Here is a 20,798-nt window from a genome sequence, read left to right on the forward strand (position 1 = left end):
TTAAATCAGCTTAAATTAGCTTTCACATACTTTAGCATCTATTAACTACACCTTAACATCTTACAAATGTTAAAACTGCTACCTTTATATAAGAAATAATATTAATAATTTAAATTTAAAGATTATGGCTGGTAAAACAGGAACTATAGCAGCTGTACTTGCAGGTGCAGCAGTTGGTGCAGTAATAGGTATTTTATTTGCTCCGGACGAAGGAACTAAAACAAGAAGAAAAATAAGGGAAGGCTACGATTCTAAAAAAGATGAGCTTAAAGATAAAATAAGCGAACTTACCGAACAGGTAAAAAGCAGGTTTGGCAATGCTAAAGCTGACCTTGAATCAGGATTAGACCATCTTGTAGCCAACGTTGAGGAAAAAAAAGATGATATTATAGCAACACTGGAAAGAAAGCTTGAAGAATTAAAATCATCTTCTGCTAAATCAGCATCAGCTAATAAATAAAATTTATATGGCATTTGAAGAAGTAAAAGAAAATGTGGATGAGCTTAAAAAGCAGGCTCAGGAACTTTTAGATACCAACATAAGGTATTATAAGCTTTGGGGGTTTAAGATATTTGCCAAAACCACGGCTTTAATGCTTAAAATGGTTTTACTGGCCATGATGCTGGTTATAGTTACCATTTTCTTTTCTATTGCCGCAGCTTTAGGTATTGGCTATGCGCTTGATAACTTTGTGTATGGTTTTTTAATAGTAGGGGCTATTTACCTTTTAATTGCCATAATAGTTTATTATGCGCAGGATAAAATTGTGGAAGGGCCGCTGCTGGCTAAATTTTCAAGGATTTTTTTAAAAAAGTATTAGGACATGAATTATAAAGAATATTCAACCTTCGACCAGATAAATAAAGACCTTGAAATAATGAAGGTTGAAAAAGACCTTGCCTACCAAAAGTTTTTAAGGGAACTGGATGAAACCAAAGAAAGCCTTGAAATGAAAAACCTTTTAGGCAAAACACCAAAAAAGATTTTAGGCATGCTTGGCATGCTTTCGGGCCCAATAAAAAGTGTAGTGCTTACCTATCTTTTTAAAAAGATATTTTAAATAAAAAAGCTGCCAACCGGCAGCTTTTTTATTATTCGCTTTTATCTTTTTTATCGTCATTCTCATCTTCATTATCAGGCTTGTTTTCGGTTCTTGGAATTTCAATTTCAGTAACCTTTTTATAGCCATCATTTTTTCTGCTTGCTTTTTTCATGGCTTCGCCTACCTGGTTAGAGGCAGTAAACGAAGCTACCATATTATTAAGCATTTCGCTTCCTGCCTGTGGTGAATTGGGAAGCAGTATCAGGTTAGAATTGGTATCAGAGCCTATGGCCTGTAAAGTATCATAATGCTGTGTTACAACTATAAGTGCTGAAGCCTCCTGGGAATTTATACCAACCCTGTTCAGTACATCCACGCTTTCTACAAGGCCGCGTGCAATCTCGCGCCTTTGGTCGGCAATACCCTGTCCCTGCAGCCTTTTGCTTTCAGCTTCTGCTTTAGCTTTAGCTACAATCCTAATCCTTTGTGCTTCAGCTTCATATTCCGCAGCCGATTTCTCCCTGTCGGCAGCATTAATACGGTTCATAGCATTTTTTACCTGTATATCAGGGTCAATATCAGTAATTAGGGTATTTATTATATCATAACCATAAGTGGTCATGGCATCGTTAAGCTCTCTTTTAACAGCTATGGCTATATCGTCTTTGCGCTCAAAAACATCATCAAGCTTAAGCTTAGGTACTTCGGCGCGTACAACATCAAATACATACGATGTTATCTGGTCGTGCGGATATTCCAGCTTATAAAAAGCCTCGAATACTTTTTCCTGTATTACCTTAAACTGAACCGAAACCTTCATTTTTACAAATACGTTTTCTTTGGTTTTGGTTTCAATTATAACATCAAGCTGTTGTATTTTAAGGTTTACACGTCCGGCAATCCTGTCTATAATAGGTATTTTTAAATGCAGGCCTGCATGGCGTATGCTTTGAAATTTACCAAAACGTTCTACAATAACAGCCGTTTGCTGCTTAACGGTAAAAAAGGATGAAAGAAAAATAATAAGTGCAAAAAACAGCAGCACATACAAGAAAATGTTTTCCATAATTATATAAATTTATATTGGTTAAGATACGATTATTAACGGATAAAAAATGCCTCCTTTATATTGGAGGCTTTTTTTATAAAATTGTTACAGCTTTTTTAATCCTGTTTACTGTTTCCTCTTTACCTATCAATGCCATTATATCAAAAAGGTGGGGGCCTTTTAAAGAGCCTACAAGGCTTAAACGTAAAGGCTGCATTACTTTACCCATACCAATGCCTTTTTCTTCAATCCATGCTTTTAATGTTGTTTCAAGGTTTTCGGATGTAAAATCCAGTGTATTATATAAAACATCGCTGGCTTCAGTTAAAAGTGCACCTGTATCTTCTTTCCAGTTTTTGGCCGCTTTTTCATCATAACTTTCGGGCGCAGTAAAAAAGAAATCGGATAAATCCCATAGTTCACTCACAAAATTAGCACGCTCCTTTACCAGCCTTACTACTTCAGCTACAAATCCTGCAGGTTTATTTATACCTTTTTCTAAAAGCGTATGGCTAAACTGCGTGGCTATTTCTGCATTATCCTGCCTTTGCAGGTACTGGTGGTTAAACCATTTATTTTTTTCAGGGTCAAATTTTGCCCCCGCCTTATGTACCTTTTCCAGTTCAAACAACTGTACCAGTTCATCCAGTGTAAAAAGTTCCTGGTCGGTGCCCGGGTTCCATCCTAAAAGTGCAAGGAAGTTAACCACAGCTTCCGGAAGGTAACCTTTTTCCCTGTAACCGGAAGATATTTCACCGGATTTAGGGTCTTTCCATTCCAAAGGGAATACTGGGAAGCCCAGTTTATCACCATCCCTTTTGGATAACTTACCATTACCTACAGGTTTTAGTATTAACGGCAGGTGGGCAAATTCAGGCGCTTCCCAACCAAAAGCCCTGTATAACAAAACGTGTAGTGGGAGGGAAGGCAGCCATTCCTCGCCACGTATCACGTGGGATGTTTCCATAAGATGGTCATCCACTATATTGGCTAGGTGGTAGGTAGGCATACCATCACTTTTAAATAATACCTTATCATCAAGCAGGTTAGTTTCAAACTTTACATCGCCGCGTATAATATCTTTTAGGAAAAGTGTTTCGCCAACAGGTATTTTAAAGCGTATAACAAAATCTTCTCCCGCTTCAATCCTCTTTTGTGTTTCTTCATTAGTAAGGCGTAGGGAATTATCCATTTTATCCCTGTTGGAATGGTTGTATATAAAAGTTTTACCCTGTGCTTCTTCCTCTTTGCGTAGCTCATCCAGTTTCTCGGCAGTATCAAAGGCATAATAAGCCCAACCGCTGTCAATTAACTGCTGCGCATAGTGCTTATATATATCTTTACGCTCACTTTGCCTGTAAGGCCCGTAATTACCTTCTTTTCCAATGCCCTCATCAAAAGGGATACCACACCAGTTTAATGCTTCCACTATATATTCTTCGGCTCCCGGCACATAACGGTTTTGGTCGGTATCTTCTATCCTTAAATAAAAAACACCATTATTTTTTTTGGCAAACAGGAAATTAAACAGGGCTGTCCTGACACCACCAATATGCAGTGGCCCTGTGGGGCTTGGTGCAAAACGCACACGGACTTGTTTTGGCATTGTTGATAATTTTTTGCTGCAAAGGTACAATTATAGTAAAACCTGAATCCAGTATTTGGCATAGTTATTTCTGTTTATAAGGGTAGTTTATTAATTATCAGTGTAAATAGTTTACAATTTTAAACATGATATAAACCTGTATTTGGCGTTTACAGTTATAATATAAATTGTAATTTTATCGGTTATTAACAATTGTGAGTATTTTGAATTCAAAAAACATTATATATCAAAAGCTTGAAAGCTTTACAAAGAAGTATTACACCAATGAGCTTATAAGGGGCAGTATATTTTTTTTAGGGCTGGGCCTGCTGTACTTTATATTTACACTGCTCGTGGAATATTTCCTTTGGCTTCCGTCAGTAGGAAGGACTTTGCTTTTCTGGATTTTTATTGCTGTAGAGGTTTTCCTGTTGCTTAGGTTTATACTCTTCCCGTTGTTTAAACTTTTCAAGCTGCAAAAAGGTATTGACTATAACCAGGCTTCTTCTATTATTGGCAGCCATTTTGCCGAGGTTAGCGATAAGCTTACCAATTTCCTTCAGTTATCAGGTCAGTCGCACCAGTCGGAATTATTAGCAGCATCAATAGAGCAGAAGGCAAACAGCCTTGAGCCTGTACCTTTTGCCAATGCAATTAATTTAAAGCGAAATTTAAAATATATACCTTATGCTATTGTCCCTATACTGCTGATTATAGTTTTTATGGCAAGTGGCAATTCTCAGGTTATTACACAAAGTTTCAGCAGGGTGGTTAATTACAACAAGCATTACACCCCGCCGGCACCATTTGAGTTTGTAGTGCTTAATAATTCGCTTACAGCGCAACAAGGCAGTGATTTTATATTGCAGGTTAAAACACAAGGAAATATTACTCCTGAAAATGCCATGATTAGTATAGGCAATGAAAATTATTATCTTGAAAATGTTAAGCCCGGTATTTTTGAATACAGGTTTGAAAAGCCAAATCAAGATATTGATTTTACTTTAAAGGCGAATGACGTGGACTCACAGCCGTACACGCTTTCTGTTGTTGCGGTGCCTACCATTGCCAATTTTGAAATAGCCTTAACTTATCCCGCATATGTTGGTAAAGCTCCTGAATTTATACGTGGAACAGGTAACGCTGTAGTGCCCGAGGGTACAAAAATAACATGGAAGATTAATGCTGTTGCCACTTCTAAAATGGAATGGAGTAGTAATGGCAATACCACAGTTTTTAATAAAAATGACAATACTTTCAGTTTAACTAAAAGTATTATGCAAAATACAGATTATCAAATATTTACTTCAAATGATAATGTTAAACGGTATGAAAAGCTGCAGTACCAGATTAATACTATAAAAGACCAGTACCCCACAATCAGTGTGGGCTCAGCACCCGACAGCCTGAAATTAAAACAGGATATATTGGTTGGCCAGGTTTCAGATGATTACGGGCTTACCAAACTGCAACTGGTTTATTATCCACAGGATAATCCCGATGCAGTAGCCAAATATAACCTTAATGTAAAAAAGCAGGCTTATGACAGGTTTTTTTACACTTTCCCTGAGGGTTTGCAATTAAAGCCTGGCATTGCTTATGAATATTACTTTGAAGTGTTTGATAACGATGCTGTGCATAACTACAAAAGCACACGCTCCTCAGTATTTTCCCACAGGGAGCTTACTGCTGATGAAAAGCAGGAAAATATATTACAGGAACAAAACAGTACTATAAACAGCCTTGAGAAGTCCATTAAAAATCAGGATAAGCAAATTAGCGAACTTGATAAACTCCAGCGCATGGGTAAGGAAAAGACCCAAATGGATTTTAAAGACCAGAAAAAGGTTCAGGATTTTATAAACAGGCAGAAAAGGCAGGATGAGATGATGAAAGAGTTTTCCAAAAAAATGAAGGAAAACCTTGAAGAGTTTAATCCGGAGAAAAAAGATGAGTTTAAGGAGGAACTGATGAAGCGCCTTGAAAAGAATGAAAAAGAAGCTGAAAACAATCAAAAGCTGCTGGATGAACTGAAGGACCTTACCAATAAGTTGAAAGAGGAAGAGTTGTTTGATAAGGTTGACAAGTTTAAACAAAACACCAAGAATAATGTAAAGAACCTTGAGCAGTTGGTTGAACTGACCAAGCGTTTTTATGTAGAGAAAAAAGCGGAGCAGCTTGCAGACAAGTTGAATAAACTGGGTGATAAGCAGGAAAAACTTTCAGACAGTAAAGATAATACTGCCCAAAAGCAGGAGGAAATAGATAAGGAATTTGATAAACTACAGGAAGAGTTAAGGGAGCTTGAAAAGCAAAATGAGGAACTGAAGAAGCCTATGGACATACCTTCTGATAAGCAGGAAGAGAAAAGTATAGAGCAGGATATGCAGCAGGCTAAGGAGGAATTGCAGAAACAAAACTCCGGCAAGGCCAAGCCAAAGCAAAAGTCTGCCGGCCAGAAAATGAAACAAATGGGTGGCAACATGATGCAGATGATGGCTAATGGTGATATGGAAATGCTTGAGGAAGATATAAAAATGCTGCGCCAGATTTTGGATAATCTTTTAGCCTATTCATTTTCCCAGGAAGATGTAATGAATCAGTTTAGAGGTTCAAGTACAAGAAATGCATCTTTTGCAAAGCATCTTAAAAAGCAGCAGGATTTAAAACAGCAGTTCCGCCATGTTGATGACAGCCTGTTTGCCATGTCGCTCCGTAACCCCAAGATTACCGAAGAAATAACAAAAGAGGTAGGTAATGTGCATTATTACATTGACAAATCCTTAGCCGATCTTGCTGAAAATCTTGTTTCCAGGGGAGTTTCCAACCAGCAATATGCTATAACATCATCTAATAAACTGGCCGATATGCTTAGCGACCTGCTAAATGGAATGCAGATGCAAATGCAGGCATCCGGAATGGGCAAGCCAAAACCAGGGCAAGGCCAGGGGCAGGAAATGCAGCTGCAGGATATTATACAGAAGCAGCAGGGACTTTCTGAAAAGATGAAAGAGGGTATGAAAGGTAAAGATGGCGAACCCAAGCCTGGCAAGGACGGCAGCAAGAAGGAAGGTGAGCAACAGGGCCAGGACGGAATGGGAGGAGAAGGCGATGCAGAAAAACTTCTGGAAATATACAAGGAGCAACAGCAGTTGCGGGAGGCTCTACAAAAGGCATTACAAAAAGAAGGAATGGGTGGCAATGGGCAGAATGCTCTCCGCCAAATGAAAGAAATTGAAAAGCAAATACTGAATAAAGGCTTTAAGAACGAAACCATGCAGCGCATGCTGAATTTAAAGCATGAGTTGCTTAAGCTTGATAAGGCCATACAACAGCAGGGCGAAGAAAACAAAAGGCAGTCTAAAACCAATAGTAAAGAGTTCAATTCTAATACAAAACAGATTCCTGAAGCTTTGAAAGAATATATGAATAGTGTTGAAATATTAAACAGACAAAGCTTACCTTTGCGCCCTAATTTTAACCAAAGGGTACAAACCTATTTTAGAAAGGATGATTAGTTTTAATTATGAAACAGACTTTTCAATAGAAAATGAAGCTGTTTATGAAGATTGGATAGCGCGCGTAATAGAATCGGAAGGTAAAACGGAAGGCGAGATAAACTATATATTTTGTGATGATGAATATTTGTTGCAAAAGAACATAGAGTTTTTAAACCATGATACGCTAACGGATATTATTAGCTTTGATTATACTATGGGAAACCTTATCAGTGGAGATGTATTTATTTCTATTGAGAGGGTTAAAGAAAATGCGTCTGAATATAATGTGGCTTTTGAAAATGAATTAAAGCGCGTTATGGTTCATGGTGTTTTGCATTATTGTGGTTATAAAGATAAGTCAGAAAAAGACGAAGCTTTAATGCGTACAAAAGAAGAAGAAAAAATTGAACTGTTCCACGTGGAACAGTAGTTTTAAAATTTAATAAATGGTGTTCCACGTGGAACATCTGATATAAAGTATGTTTAACGAAGTATATGATGTGATAGTTGTTGGAGCCGGCCATGCAGGAAGCGAGGCTGCGGCTGCGGCTGCTAATATGGGTTCGAAAACACTTCTGGTTACAATGAGCCTGCAAAATATTGCCCAAATGTCGTGCAATCCCGCAATGGGAGGCATCGCAAAAGGACAAATTGTTAGGGAAATAGATGCTTTAGGAGGATACAGCGGAATTGTTTCTGACAAAACAGCCATACAGTTCAGGATGCTGAATAAATCTAAAGGGCCCGCTATGTGGAGCCCGCGTTGCCAAAGCGACAGGATGCGTTTTGCAGAGGAGTGGCGATTAATGCTTGAAAGTACGCCCAATCTTGATTTTTACCAGGAAATGGTATCGGGAATTGTTATTGAAAATGGTAAGGCAACAGGAGTTAAAACTTCACTCGGCGTAGTAATAAAAGCAAAATCGGTTGTGCTGACCAATGGTACTTTTCTTAATGGCTTAATACACATTGGTGAGAAACAATTTGGAGGCGGAAGGGCAGGTGAGGGTGCTGCTTACGGTATTACCGAGGATTTGGTTAAGGCAGGTTTCGAATCAGGAAGAATGAAAACGGGAACTCCTCCCAGGGTTGACGGACGCTCTTTGGATTATTCTAAAATGATAGAGCAGCCCGGTGATGAAAACCCGGATAAGTTTTCTTATTCAGATATTACACAACCCTTGAAACAGCAAAGGTCATGCTTTATGACTTATACTTCAGATAAGGTACATGAGCTGCTTCGTGAAGGATTTGACCGTTCTCCTATGTTTAATGGCCGTATAAAAAGCCTTGGCCCCAGGTATTGCCCATCTATAGAGGATAAAATTAACCGATTTGCCGATAAAGACAGGCACCAGCTATTTGTAGAGCCGGAGGGCTGGAATACTGTTGAGGTATATGTAAACGGATTTTCCACTTCTTTACCGGAAGATGTACAGTTCAGGGCACTCCGTTCTGTTGCAGGTTTTGAGAATGTAAAGTTCTTCCGCCCCGGTTATGCTATAGAATATGATTATTTCCCCCCAACACAGTTAAAGCATACACTTGAAACTAAATTGGTGGATAATTTATATTTTGCCGGCCAGATAAATGGTACAACAGGATATGAAGAGGCTGCGGCCCAGGGTTTGATGGCGGGAATAAATGCCCACTTAAAAGTGCATGAAAAGGAACCGTTTATACTTAAACGTAATGAAGCCTATATTGGGGTTCTTATTGACGATTTGATTACCAAAGGGACTGAAGAACCTTACAGGATGTTTACTTCAAGGGCAGAATACAGGACATTGCTAAGGCAGGATAATGCAGATTTCAGGCTTACACCGCTTTCCTTTGATATTGGCCTTGCTAAGGAAGACAGGCTAAAAAGAATGGAAAAGAAGCGTGATGAAAGCGATGCATTTGTAAACTTTTTTAAAGAAACAAGTGTAACAGTAGCAGAAGCAAACCCAATACTGGAAGAAAAAGGATCATCACCCATATCGCAGCCTGATAAAATGTTCAAAGTGTTTTCAAGACCACAGATAGATTTGGATGATATCCTTAAATTTGAAAAGGTTAAGGAATATATAGCTGAGCATAATCTTGACCGTGAAGTAATAGAGCAGGCGGAAATTCAGGTTAAATATTCCGGCTATATAGAAAAGGAAAAGAATAATGCTGATAAGCTAAACCGCCTTGAAGATGTAAAAATCCCTGAAAACTTTGATTATGACAGGATAAAATCACTTTCCTTTGAAGCAAGGGAAAAAATGAAAAAGATACGCCCGGTTACTATATCACAGGCATCGCGCATTAGCGGTGTATCACCAAGTGATGTTTCGGTACTTTTAATACACATGGGACGATGAAAGTGTTTCACGTGGAACGAATTAATAAAGCCCTTATTTTTAAAGGACTTTTACTGTTTTTGTGCATGAATTTATTTTCAGCATGTATTACGCCCCGCCATACAGTACAAATTAATGATTATATACTGTTACCAAATGGTAAGGAAATATTAGGGAAGGAAAAAGGGCTTACAGCTTTTGTTTTTGAAAATAATCCACGCAAAATACCATTTCATCAATTTGTTGGTGATAAATATAACCTGCCAAACTATACTGATATTGAATACTGGGTAACGCTGGATAATATGCGCTTTAAAGTATTTGTTTATGAAAATGCTGAAATAAATAAATATTTTAATACTTCAGAATTTATGATAAGTAATATTGAACCCGATATGAATATAATAGGCTCCAAGGCACCATTTATAGCTTTATCAGTGATCAATACATATAACGAAGACTGCCTTGATGAAAAATCACTCTTTAGGAATATTACCCTAAAATATTTAAAACAATTAAAGGACGAATACATTAACTGATGGATTTTACCAATGCGCCTGTTTATATTAATGTAAAAGATTACTCGGTTTCAGGTGAAGAATTTATGCTTTTGCTGGATGATGAATTACAGCTTTTAAAAACACATCCACAACCGGATTTAAATATACTTGGCAAATATTATGAAAGTGAGGATTATATTTCGCATACTGACGGAAAGCGTTCCTTATTTGAAAAACTGTATCATGCCGTAAAACAAAAAGCTTTACGGGATAAAGTAAAACTGCTTAATGGGTTTAAGCCACAAAAAGGAAAGCTGCTTGATATTGGTGCCGGTACGGGTGATTTTTTAGTTGCTGCCAAAAGTGCTGGCTGGGTTTGCCAGGGGATTGAGCCCAATGAAAAAGCCAAATCAATTGCTATTAATAAAGGGATTACATTTATTGAAGCAATAAAAGATGTTGAAAATCAGTCTTTTGACGTTGTGACCATGTGGCACGTATTAGAGCATGTACCTGATGTTGAGCAACATATAGCCGAATTAAAGCGTATTTTAAAACCTGACGGGATTGTGGTGGTTGCTGTACCAAACTTTAAATCCTATGATGCGGGCTATTACGGCAGCTATTGGGCAGCTTATGATGTGCCCCGTCACCTATGGCATTTTTCTAAAACAGCAATAAGAAAGCTATTTGCAGTACAGGGAATGGAAGTAATAAAAATTGCTCCCATGAAATTTGACAGTTTTTATGTGAGCCTTTTATCAGAAAAATATAAAACAGGCAGAATGAATTTTTTTAAAGGGTTTTTAATTGGCATGCGGTCAAATAATAAAGCCAGGCGCAATTTTGAATATTCATCCCACATTTATATCATTAAAAACAGCTAAAAATTAAAATAAAGCTTTTTCTGCCATTATTTTCTTTTAAGCAGGCTCTTGGCTTGGCTTAAAAGTAATAATTCGTTTTACGGCTTAATTTTAAGCCTATTTTAATTTGTTTTATTTATTAATTTTTTCCAGACTATAACTAAAAATTATAATAACAGATTTGGCAGTAAATTGCTTATTGTGAAGTTTAATAACAATTGTTACTTTTATCGAAATTTTAAAATAACCTAATTCTATACAATGAAAAAATCTTTATTGATAATCGGTTTGGCCGTTACATTATTTTCATGCAACCAGGAACAATCTGCTACCGGATTTAAAACAGCCTATATTGATACTGTAAAATTAATGGAGGGCTACGAAGAGCTTAAAGACCTTGACGATAAGCGAAAAGTAAAAACCGAAGAAATGGGTAGGGAACTTGACGAAAGCGCACAGCAGTTAAGGCTTGATTATGCAAGCGCCCAAAACGAAGCAAAATCGAAAGGGCCGCAGTGGGCTCAGCTAAAGGCACAGGAGCTTCAAAAAAGGGAAAGGGAACTGGGCATGAGGCAGGAATCCATGATTAAGGAACTTCAGGACGAGTTTGGCGTAAAAAGGGATACCATATTGAACCAGATGAGAAGGCATATAAAAGACTATGGCAAGAAGAATGGCTATGATTACATTTATGGTACAGGCGATGCTGCCAGCGTTTTGTATGCAAAGGAATCTTATGATATTACAAAGGAAATACTTAAGGAGCTGAACAGCAATTATTCAGGATCGGCAAAAACTGAAACTACCGAAGCCAAAGAAGTAAAAGATACTGCTGCAGCCAAATAAAACAGCCGTTGGAACTATAAAAAAGCCCTGCAATTGCAGGGCTTTTTTTTATAACCAGTTGAGTAATAAAACAGCAGGTATAAAATAAATAGCTATAGTGCGGGCACCGTCATAATCCTTAGCAATGCGCTGGCCCAAAAGCAGCAGCAGTAATGTTATAGCAGATAAAACAGCAGCTATAAAAGCAAATTCGGTGCCGTCATTTACAAGTATTTCTATAATACCTATAACAGAGAATGCACCTGCCAGTACCTCCAGCACCAGCACTGTAAAAAGTGCCTGTGGCACCTGGTTGCTTATAAAGGTTTGCGAAAAGTGCCCTTTTAGCCACTCAAGGTTTCCTTTCCAGTCAATTACTTTGTCATAACCTGATTGTATAAAGGTTATGGCAAAAAAAAGCAGTGTAATAATTATTGCCGATGAAGTCATAACTTTATTTTTTATGAATTAAACGTGTCAGTTTTATCGAAAGGTCAGTAAGTATTATTTTAGCATTACCATTACGTTCAATATGGTATATTGCGTCTGAAAGTTCTTTAAAAATATCATTTATATTATTACCATTTACAAAAGGAGCAAAATTTTCCAGCTTAAAATTGGCAACAGTAGGTTCAAGATAAACCAGTTCTTTAGCGTTATAATTAAGTAACATAGCCTGGCGGAACATGGTGATACAAAAATCAAGGAATTGTTTTTGTGCTTCGCGGCCTATACCGGCTATTTGCTCACTCCATGCTATTAAGTCCTGTATTGCCGCAGCATTGCCTTTTGCCCTGAATGCTGCGCGAACCCATTGCACAAACCACGCTTCAAAAGGCAGGTCGTCATCCGTTTTTTTCAGGAGGTGCAAGGCCTTGTTATAATTGCCCTGTGCCTGGTGTGCTGTTTTTAAGGCAGTTGCTGCATCGGTATTTTCACGTGAAACTAAGGCATCTGCAATTACCTGCTCGCTTAGCGGGCCAAAATGCAAAACCTGGCAGCGTGATAATATAGTCTGTAAAATATCATCATCACTTTCTGCAATCAGCAAAAAAATAGTTTTTTGGGGAGGCTCTTCCAAAAGTTTAAGCAACTTATTAGCCGTTGCAGTATTCATCCTGTCAGCCATCCAGATTATCATAACCTTATGGCCGCCTTCATAAGCCTTTAAAGATAACGCCTTAACTATTTCATGCGCTTCGTCAACACCTATCTGCCCCTGTTTGTTTTGTATATCAATCTTTTTATACCAGTCAAACAGGCTGCCATAGGGAGTCTCTGTTATAAATTCCCTCCAGTATTTCAGGAAATTAGTACTAACCGGATGGTTTTTTACTTCAGTATTGGCTGCTACCGGGAATACAAAATGCAGGTCAGGGTGCGAAAAATTCTGGAATTTTAAATTGCAGGCTGTATTGCCTGCTTCATTTTCTCCATTGGTGTTACCGCAAAGTATATACTGGGCATAAGCAATGGCCATGGGCAGCGTGCCAGATCCTTCAGGGCCAACAAAAAGCTGTGCGTGCGGAATGCGTCCTGCGTCGGCACTGGTTGTTAAATGGTTTTTAATATGTTCCTGCCCTAAAATTTCAGAAAAATGCATAGGCAAATATAACAGAAATTAAACGATGTGGTGTAATTGGCATAGCCTGCTTAAGGGTTAATTTTCAACAGTCATTTAATAAAGTATTAACTAAAAAATATATATTTGCTTTTCCTGAATAAAAACAGCTAAAATTCACACTCATGAGAACACTTTCCGACATTGATTTTAAAGGTAAAAAAGCAATTATCCGTGTAGATTTCAACGTGCCGCTTGATGATAATTTCAACATAACTGATACTACCCGTATTGAAGCCGCTAAGCCTACTATTGATAAAATACTGAAAGATGGCGGTAGTGTTATTTTAATGAGCCATTTAGGAAGGCCGAAAGGTAAAGAGGAAAAATATTCCCTAAAGCATATTGTGAAAAAAACGTCTGAAATATTGGGGGTAGATGTGGAATTTGTTAATGACAGTATTGGCAGCGACGTTGAGAAAGCAGCTAAGGAGCTAAAGCCGGGTGAGGTTTTACTGTTGGAAAACCTGCGTTTTTATAAAGAAGAGGAAGCGGGAGACGAGGATTTTGCTAAAAAGCTGGCAGCTTTGGGCGATGTTTATGTTAATGATGCCTTTGGTACAGCACACCGTGCACATGCCTCGACAACTATAATTGCAAAATTTTTTCCCGAAAATAAAGTTTTTGGAACGCTTCTTGCAAAGGAGATAGACAGCATTAACAAAGTATTAGGAAACAGTGAAAAGCCTGTAACGGCAATTTTGGGGGGCAGCAAAGTGTCTTCTAAAATTACAGTTATAGAGAATATACTGGATAAGGTTGACCACCTGATAATTGGAGGGGGTATGACCTTTACATTTATTAAGGCTATGGGCGGAAAGATTGGTGATTCTATTTGTGAGGATGACAAACAGGCCCTTGCCCTTGAAATACTGGATAAGGCAAAAGCCAATAATGTACAGGTGCATTTACCTGTAGATGTGGTTGCTGCCGATGGTTTTAAAAATGATGCAAATACAAAAGTTGTTGATGTAAAACAAATTCCGAACGGTTGGCAGGGGCTTGATGCAGGCCCGGAGTCATTGGAAAACTTTAAAAAAGTTATTCTTGCGTCCAAAACAATTTTATGGAATGGCCCTTTAGGTGTATTTGAAATGGAAAATTTTGCCAAAGGTACTATTGCATTGGGCGGATATATTGCCGAAGCTACCCAAAACGGCGCGTTCTCTCTTGTGGGCGGGGGCGATTCGGTAGCGGCAGTAAAACAATTTGGTCTAGAGCCAAAAATGAGCTATGTTTCTACAGGTGGCGGTGCCATGCTGGAAATGCTTGAAGGTAAAACCCTTCCCGGCATTGCTGCCATTCAGGAATAGGGATGTTAAAATTTATACTATTAATCACTAAATAAAGTTACTATACATTGTTACTTTGCAATACGTTGTAATTTAACCGGTTAAAACGGAAATTATGAATAAAAAAAGAACATTGTCCTTACTATTTTCAATTTTTACAATTGCTGCATTTGCACAGGAAAGTGCCGATAGTGCTGTTGCAGCACCTCAGGTTAAACTCTCTTATCTGGATTCAGTCAAATCCTCTTTTGTACGCTACAGCAACCTTGCCTGTATAGACAGCCTTTGGATGAATGAGCTGGCTAACCAGGATTTATTTGAGGCAATGCAGGAGGATATTGAGAAAATAAATCCTGATGAAGAAGTGGACTATAGCCTTTCAACGCCGCTTTTGCAGGAAAGGCTTGCCAAAATGGATGCAAAATCACCGTTTCATATTGAATACAGCAAAGGGCTGGAAAACATTATAAAATCATATCTGAAAAACAGGCCGAGGTCTTACGAAAGGCTTATGGCTATTTCAGAATATTATTTTCCAATGTTTGAGGAATACCTTGCCAAGTATAACGTGCCAATGGAGATAAAATATCTTGCGGTAATAGAATCGGCACTTAACCCACGCGCCAAAAGCAGGGTAGGGGCAACAGGGCTATGGCAGTTTATGTATCCTACAGGCAAACAATTTAACCTTGAGGTAAATTCTTATGTTGATGAGCGTTGCGACCCTATTAAGGCTACCGAGGCGGCATGCCAGTATCTATCAAGCCTTTATAATATTTTTGGTGACTGGGATTTAGTGTTGGCGTCCTATAACGCAGGGCCGGGTAATGTTACCAAAGCCATACGCCGTTCTAACGGTTACCAGAACTACTGGAATATAAGGAACAAACTACCAAGGGAAACCCAGGGTTATGTACCTGCTTTCCTGGCTACTATGTATATTTATGAATATGCCAAAGAACACGGAATCAATGGCAGGAAAGCACCGCTTACATATTTTGAAACCGACACGGTTATGGTAAAAAGGCAAATGTCCTTTAACCAGATTGCCAGCCTTTTGGATGTTCCGGTAGAGCAATTACAATTCCTTAACCCTATTTATAAATTGGATGTAGTGCCTTATACTACTGAAAAGCCACACTATTTAAGGCTTCCTAAAGATAAAATAGGCTTGTTCACTTCAAATGAAAATGCTATTTATGCCTACATAGATTATGAAAGCAATCAGCGTGAAAAGCCACATTTTGTAAATCAAAGGCAGGAGGTTGTATCTGCTTCCGGCGATACCAAAACAATCACCAAAACCAAGACGTATGTTGTTAGGAGCGGGGATAATTTAGGTGAAATATCCAATAAATACGGAGTTTCGGTTGCAGAACTTAAAAGGTGGAACAGGCTTAGGGGCAATATGATTAAAGTAGGGCAAAGGCTAAAAATAGTTACAAGCACCGTAGTTGAAGTTCCCGCTAAGGAAGAAGCTATAGCTGCCAAAGAACCGAAAAAGGAAACTCCTAAAAAAGATGCAGCCAAAGAAAAAGATACTGTTACCGATAGTAAAACGGCTTTGGCGCAGGCAGATGAAAAGGAAAAACCGGAAGCTGGAGAAAATGAGGCAGGACAAAATAGTACTGAAGAAGAAGAAGAAGCGGCTGTGGTGGCAACTATTATTAAAGAGCCTAAAAAATCAAGGCCGACTTATGAGGAGGAACGCCTTTATATAGTGCAAAAGGGAGATTCTCTATTCAGTATAGCAAGGAAACACCCCGGTGTAACTGTTGAAAACCTTAAAAGCTGGAACAAAATAAAGGATGAGAGCATCCAGCCGGGCATGAAGCTTAAGGTAAAAGCTATTAATTAATATTAAATCCTGTATATGGGAAGAATAAAACAAATAATAAGTTTTGTTTTTGTTCTTTGTTTATTTGCCTGCGGGCGCAATAAACATCAGGATGAAATGTCTTCCAATGGAAATATAAATGAGGTTTCCATTTTTATAAGCGACGTTTTATGGAATGGCGAGGTGGGCGACAGCCTGCGTAAAAAACTGGCTGCACCTGTTGAGGGGCTGCCACAGGAGGAGCCATTGTTTACACTTAACCAGTACCATGAGCAGACTTTTGACGGAAGCCTGAAAAGGGGAAGGAATATTATTGTTATCGACCAGAAAGCAAAAAGGGAATATTCCTTTACGCGCAATAACTACTGCGCTCCACAAAATGTGGTAACCATTACCGGAAAGAGTATTGATGATATGCTGGAGCTTATTAATATGCATGCCGATGAGGTTATAAGAAAATTTAAGCAGACCGAAATAGAGGAAAACCAGCAACGTAACGAAAAGCTGGGGCTTTTGCCACAAACCCGCTTTAACGGGCAGTATGGTATCGAGATAAAAATACCTTCAACTTATGGTTATGCTGTTGAAAACGACAGTTTTTTATGGCTTAAAAAGGATATACCCAGCGGCAACACCAACATATTAATATACAGGGTGCCTTATACTGTTATTGAAAGAAACAAGACCATTTTAAGCAATATTATTGCCATGCGCGACTCTATAGGCAGCGCCTATATACACGGGCAGGAGCAGGGAACTTATATGGTAACGGAAGAAGCCTACTCTCCATACCTGTTTATGACAAGCTTTAAAGACAGGAGGGCTTTTGAAATGCGCGGAAACTGGGAAATGGAAAATGATTTTATGAACGGCCCATTTATCAATTATGCCATTCGGGACGATGCCAACAGCAGCTACCTGATTATTGAAGGCTTTATATACAGCCCATCCTCACCTAAAAGGGATTTAGTAATAGAACTGGAATCTATTATTAAATCAATCCGCTTTATATGAACCCGGAATTTAAAATAAAGCGTTTTAACGAGCTTTCCTTGCAGGAACTATACAAAGTATTGCAATTGCGTTCGGAAGTGTTTGTAGTGGAACAAAATTGCGTTTACCAGGATGTTGACGGTAAAGATGAAAAAGCCTTACACCTTTTAGGGATTTATGATAATGAAATTTTTGGCTACAGCCGCCTTTTTGCACCAGGCTATTATTTTGATGATGCCTCTATAGGCAGGGTAGCCATAGCTATGAAATTTAGAAACAGGAAGTGGGGGCACAGCCTTATACAGGCTGCAATACAAGGCATTTATAGTAATTTTGGCAAAGTCCCTATTACCATATCTGCACAGTTGTATTTAAAAAACTTTTACGAAAGCCACGGTTTTGTACAGCAGGGCGAAGTATATCCTGAAGATGGAATACCGCATATACAGATGCATAAAACCCCCTAAACCCCAGATTATATTACCTTAATCAGCTTTTGTTTTGGTTATTACAAGCTCTACACGCCTGTCATAATCCGAGCCTTTACCCAGGGGTTGTGTATTACCATAACCTTTATAAGTCATGCGTTTGGCGTTTATTTTTTTCAACACAAGGTACTTGTAAACAGTATATGCCCTGTTTTTTGAAAGTTCCCGTTTTTTAGTGTCCTTATCTATTGCTTCTTTCTGGAAGGAAGGCGTGCAGCACACATGGCCCTGTATTTCAAACTCAAGGTTTTTATAGCGGTGTAAAAGGCGTGCAATTTTGTCCAGTTCCATCCTCGATTTATAGGTAAGCTTGCTGCTCCCGCGCTCAAAAAGTATATTTTCAAGATAAATGCGGTCGCCCACCACATGGTCTTTTTTAAGCTGGTTGTACATGCCCGGCTCCATGGGCGGAGGCGGAACCGGCCTGAAATTTACAACTACGTCAACACGCCTGTTTTTGGAACGGGCTTCCGATATATTATCAATATCTTCTTCCAGCAAAATACGGCCTTTGCCCTCTATGGTAACTATAATTTTATTCTTTATGCCTTTATCTACCAAAAAGGATTTAATGGTATTTGCCCTGTTATTTGAAAGTTTAAAGTTATATTCATCTTTTCCCCTGTCATCACAATAGCCGAATATCTGTATGGCTTCAATTCGGGTAGTATCTATTGCCTGTACAAAGGTTAGAAGATTACTGCCCTGCTTTTCATCAAGATTGTATTTGTCATATTCAAAATAAATGGAATATACCGTTTCTTCCTGCGCATACAGTGTTACTATATTGGCTGTAAGGAGAAAGAATACAATATGCAGGAGCTTTTTCATTAAATGCTTTTTTCGGTTAATCTTCTATGCGGGTAAGGTTTAAATCTTCCGGCGGATGGATAACTATCGGGAATTTCTCAACTTTAACCGAACTGCTGTCCAGCCCGAAAGCCCTGCCTTCGGAAAGGCTTACTTTTTTGAGTACAAAATAGAGGTCGAGGATAATCCTTTCATACCAAGGCAATTCGTTTTCATAAGAAAGGAATTTTTCTATGATAACAAACTTAAAGTCGCCGATTACATTATTACGGTTTAATGATTCGTAACGGCTGGTTATATCTACCTCGCCATGTGCCACCATATCCTTTACCACTTTTTTAAACATAAGGTTAATTCGGGGTGCTACCCTAAAGCCAAGGTAAAAATCTATACGTATAACATCATCTTTCATTATTTCCCTAACGCGGTATTCCATCCTGTAAGGCTCATCTACCACATTTACATGAACAAACCAGTAAATATCGGCGCGTTTTGGCCTTTTTTGAAGTATAGAGTAAATAATTTTAGACTCCACTTCATCTGCAAATTGTGCATTTGTCATATACACCAGGTGGGTTGCATATTTGGGTATCGAGGTATCATTACTCAATTCCGAAAGCACAGTTTTGTAATTATCAATTTTTGCAAACTCGGTATATTCGCTGCGTATTTGTTTTGCGGTATACCAAACAGTCATTATAGCCCCTAAAACACCGGTTATAAGTACAGATACATAACCACCGTTATGAAACTTATCTATATTAGCCATAAAAAACGCACCTTCTATAACCAGGTAAACCGTAATTACCGTAAATATAATAACTGGATGATAGCGCCTTGTTGCCATAAACATACCCAGGAGTGAAGTTGTCATAAGCATACATATTACTATAGCAAGACCATAGGCAGCTTCCATTGCGCTGGATTCCCTGAAATATAAAACTATAGAGGTACATCCCAGGAACAGCATCCAGTTTACGGAAGGGATATATAACTGCCCTTTAAGTTCGGTAGGGTATTTAACGGAAACTTTTGGCCAGAAGTTAAGCCTCATTGCCTCGCTTATCATAGTAAATGAACCGCTGATTAATGCCTGTGAAGCAATTATTGCGGCTGAAGTGGCCACTGCAATTCCTATGGGCAGAAACCATTCAGGCATTATTAAATAAAATGGATTGGCGGGGTCAGCAACATTGCCGCTTATGTCTGTTAACGTACCACCCGAGTGCCCTAAAAGGTAGGCGCCCTGCCCAAAATAGTTAAGCACTAATGCACTTTTTACAAAAATCCAGCTTACCCTTATGTTTGCCCTGCCACAGTGGCCCATATCGCTGTATAAGGCTTCTGCACCGGTTGTACATAAAAATACAAAACCCAATACATAAAAGCCTTCGGAGTGCATTTCCAAAAGGTAGGTTATATAATACGGGTTCAGGGCTTTAAGTATTGAAAAGTTTGATGATATTTGTATTATGCCCAGTACGGCGAGCATGCCAAACCATATCAGCATCATGGGGCCAAAAAAACGCCCCAGGAATTTAGTACCGAAACGTTGAATGGAAAACAGGACAAAAAGAATGGCGACTACTATGCTGACAGTATCCAGGTTTTCGTTGTAAACCCTTAAACCCTCTATAGCAGAAGATACAGAAATGGGGGGTGTTATAAAACCATCAGCCATAAGGCAGCTTCCGCCTATGATTGCCGGAACAATCATCCATTTCTTTTTAAAGCGCTTTAACAGGGCATAAAGTGAAAATATACCTCCTTCGCCTTTGTTATCGGCTTTTAGGGTTATAAGCACATATTTAATGGTGGTTTGCAGTGTCAGTGTCCAAAAAATACAGGAAAGCGCACCCAGTATTATTTCTTCCCTTATGGTTTCGGTTTTACCTAAAATAGCCCTCATTACATAAAGCGGTGAGGTACCTATATCCCCGTAAATAATGCCCAAAGTAACAATAAGCCCTCCTAAGGTTACTTTGTTAAGGTGCTTGTGACTATTGCCCACGATAATTTAAATTAAACTGCAAATGTATATGATTTTACAAAAAAAGCAT

The 20,798-nt window shown here is 38.6% G+C and carries 19 protein-coding genes; 13 read left to right on the forward strand and 6 right to left on the reverse strand.

Translation table 11 applies throughout. From position 1 onward, the window contains the following. Window positions 1-124: 124 nt before the first annotated feature. The 3 genes from GSF09_RS11215 to GSF09_RS11225 are packed head-to-tail and all read left to right on the forward strand — an operon-like array spanning window position 125 to window position 1,061. Entirely contained in the window at window positions 125-460 is a 336-nt protein-coding gene (locus tag GSF09_RS11215) for a YtxH domain-containing protein (protein WP_159801416.1), read from the forward strand. A 7-nt stretch (window positions 461-467) separates the two neighbouring features. Continuing rightward, window positions 468-821 carry a phage holin family protein gene (locus tag GSF09_RS11220; protein WP_159801418.1) on the forward strand — a complete coding sequence of 118 codons (354 nt, stop codon included), beginning with the start codon at window positions 468-470 and terminating at the stop codon, window positions 819-821. 3 nt (window positions 822-824) lie between these two features. After that, complete coding sequence (locus tag GSF09_RS11225; protein WP_159801420.1) at window positions 825-1,061, forward strand: DUF6327 family protein; 237 nt, start codon at window positions 825-827, stop codon at window positions 1,059-1,061. Window positions 1,062-1,092: 31 nt separating this feature from the next. On the opposite strand, the gene GSF09_RS11230 is transcribed toward GSF09_RS11225, so the two are convergent. Beyond that, entirely contained in the window at window positions 1,093-2,109 is a 1,017-nt protein-coding gene (locus tag GSF09_RS11230; RefSeq protein ID WP_159801422.1) for an SPFH domain-containing protein, read from the reverse strand. Window positions 2,110-2,185: 76 nt separating this feature from the next. Further along, complete coding sequence (gene gltX, locus GSF09_RS11235) at window positions 2,186-3,697, reverse strand: glutamate--tRNA ligase (RefSeq protein WP_159801424.1); 1,512 nt, start codon at window positions 3,695-3,697, stop codon at window positions 2,186-2,188. A 194-nt stretch (window positions 3,698-3,891) separates the two neighbouring features. Here gltX and GSF09_RS11240 point away from each other — a divergent pair, with 194 nt between their 5' ends. The 6 genes from GSF09_RS11240 (at window position 3,892) to GSF09_RS11265 (ending at window position 11,718) form a co-directional block, all read left to right on the forward strand. Continuing rightward, window positions 3,892-7,194 carry a DUF4175 family protein gene (locus tag GSF09_RS11240; RefSeq protein WP_370515997.1) on the forward strand — a complete coding sequence of 1,101 codons (3,303 nt, stop codon included), beginning with the start codon at window positions 3,892-3,894 and terminating at the stop codon, window positions 7,192-7,194. Continuing rightward, a complete protein-coding gene (gene ybeY / locus GSF09_RS11245; protein WP_159801438.1) occupies window positions 7,187-7,606 on the forward strand; it encodes an rRNA maturation RNase YbeY in 420 nt (139 codons plus the stop codon). Before GSF09_RS11240 ends, ybeY begins: the two co-directional genes overlap by 8 nt. A gap of 49 nt (window positions 7,607-7,655) precedes the next feature. Then, on the forward strand, window positions 7,656-9,527 hold the full coding sequence (gene mnmG, locus GSF09_RS11250; protein WP_159801440.1) for a tRNA uridine-5-carboxymethylaminomethyl(34) synthesis enzyme MnmG: 1,872 nt from the start codon (window positions 7,656-7,658) through the stop codon (window positions 9,525-9,527). A gap of 65 nt (window positions 9,528-9,592) precedes the next feature. Continuing rightward, entirely contained in the window at window positions 9,593-10,045 is a 453-nt protein-coding gene (locus GSF09_RS11255) for a hypothetical protein (RefSeq protein WP_159801442.1), read from the forward strand. After that, window positions 10,045-10,893, forward strand: coding sequence for a bifunctional 2-polyprenyl-6-hydroxyphenol methylase/3-demethylubiquinol 3-O-methyltransferase UbiG (locus GSF09_RS11260; protein WP_159801444.1), 849 nt, complete (start codon window positions 10,045-10,047; stop codon window positions 10,891-10,893). The genes GSF09_RS11255 and GSF09_RS11260 overlap by 1 nt, the downstream gene beginning before the upstream one ends. Window positions 10,894-11,133: 240 nt before the next feature. Beyond that, entirely contained in the window at window positions 11,134-11,718 is a 585-nt protein-coding gene (locus GSF09_RS11265; RefSeq protein WP_159801446.1) for an OmpH family outer membrane protein, read from the forward strand. Window positions 11,719-11,766: 48 nt separating this feature from the next. On the opposite strand, the gene GSF09_RS11270 is transcribed toward GSF09_RS11265, so the two are convergent. Both GSF09_RS11270 and GSF09_RS11275 read right to left on the reverse strand, forming a co-directional pair. Continuing rightward, window positions 11,767-12,147, reverse strand: coding sequence for a DoxX family protein (locus tag GSF09_RS11270; protein ID WP_159801448.1), 381 nt, complete (start codon window positions 12,145-12,147; stop codon window positions 11,767-11,769). Window positions 12,148-12,151: 4 nt separating this feature from the next. Further along, window positions 12,152-13,300, reverse strand: coding sequence for a DNA polymerase III subunit delta' (locus GSF09_RS11275; RefSeq protein WP_159801450.1), 1,149 nt, complete (start codon window positions 13,298-13,300; stop codon window positions 12,152-12,154). A gap of 143 nt (window positions 13,301-13,443) precedes the next feature. On the opposite strand from GSF09_RS11275, the gene pgk reads away from it, so the two are divergent. The 4 genes from pgk to GSF09_RS11295 all read left to right on the forward strand — a co-directional run bounded on the left by pgk (window position 13,444) and on the right by GSF09_RS11295 (window position 17,907). Further along, entirely contained in the window at window positions 13,444-14,631 is a 1,188-nt protein-coding gene (gene pgk / locus GSF09_RS11280; protein ID WP_159801452.1) for a phosphoglycerate kinase, read from the forward strand. Between the two features lie 94 nt (window positions 14,632-14,725). Beyond that, a complete protein-coding gene (locus tag GSF09_RS11285) occupies window positions 14,726-16,468 on the forward strand; it encodes a lytic transglycosylase domain-containing protein (protein ID WP_159801454.1) in 1,743 nt (580 codons plus the stop codon). Between the two features lie 15 nt (window positions 16,469-16,483). Beyond that, entirely contained in the window at window positions 16,484-17,461 is a 978-nt protein-coding gene (locus GSF09_RS11290; protein WP_159801456.1) for a DUF4837 family protein, read from the forward strand. Then, window positions 17,458-17,907, forward strand: a complete 450-nt coding sequence (locus tag GSF09_RS11295) for a GNAT family N-acetyltransferase (protein ID WP_159801458.1) — start codon at window positions 17,458-17,460, stop codon at window positions 17,905-17,907. The genes GSF09_RS11290 and GSF09_RS11295 overlap by 4 nt, the downstream gene beginning before the upstream one ends. 18 nt (window positions 17,908-17,925) lie before the next feature. Here GSF09_RS11295 and GSF09_RS11300 read toward each other — a convergent pair whose 3' ends face one another. After that, window positions 17,926-18,759: an OmpA family protein gene (locus tag GSF09_RS11300; RefSeq protein ID WP_159801460.1), complete on the reverse strand. Its 834-nt coding sequence runs from the start codon at window positions 18,757-18,759 to the stop codon at window positions 17,926-17,928. 16 nt (window positions 18,760-18,775) lie between these two features. Further along, window positions 18,776-20,749, reverse strand: a complete 1,974-nt coding sequence (locus tag GSF09_RS11305) for a KUP/HAK/KT family potassium transporter (protein WP_201309353.1) — start codon at window positions 20,747-20,749, stop codon at window positions 18,776-18,778. Window positions 20,750-20,798: the final 49 nt, after the last annotated feature.

The sequence above is a fragment of the Flavobacterium sp. MK4S-17 genome (genome assembly GCF_009848495.1).
Lineage (GTDB): Bacteria > Bacteroidota > Bacteroidia > Flavobacteriales > Flavobacteriaceae > Flavobacterium.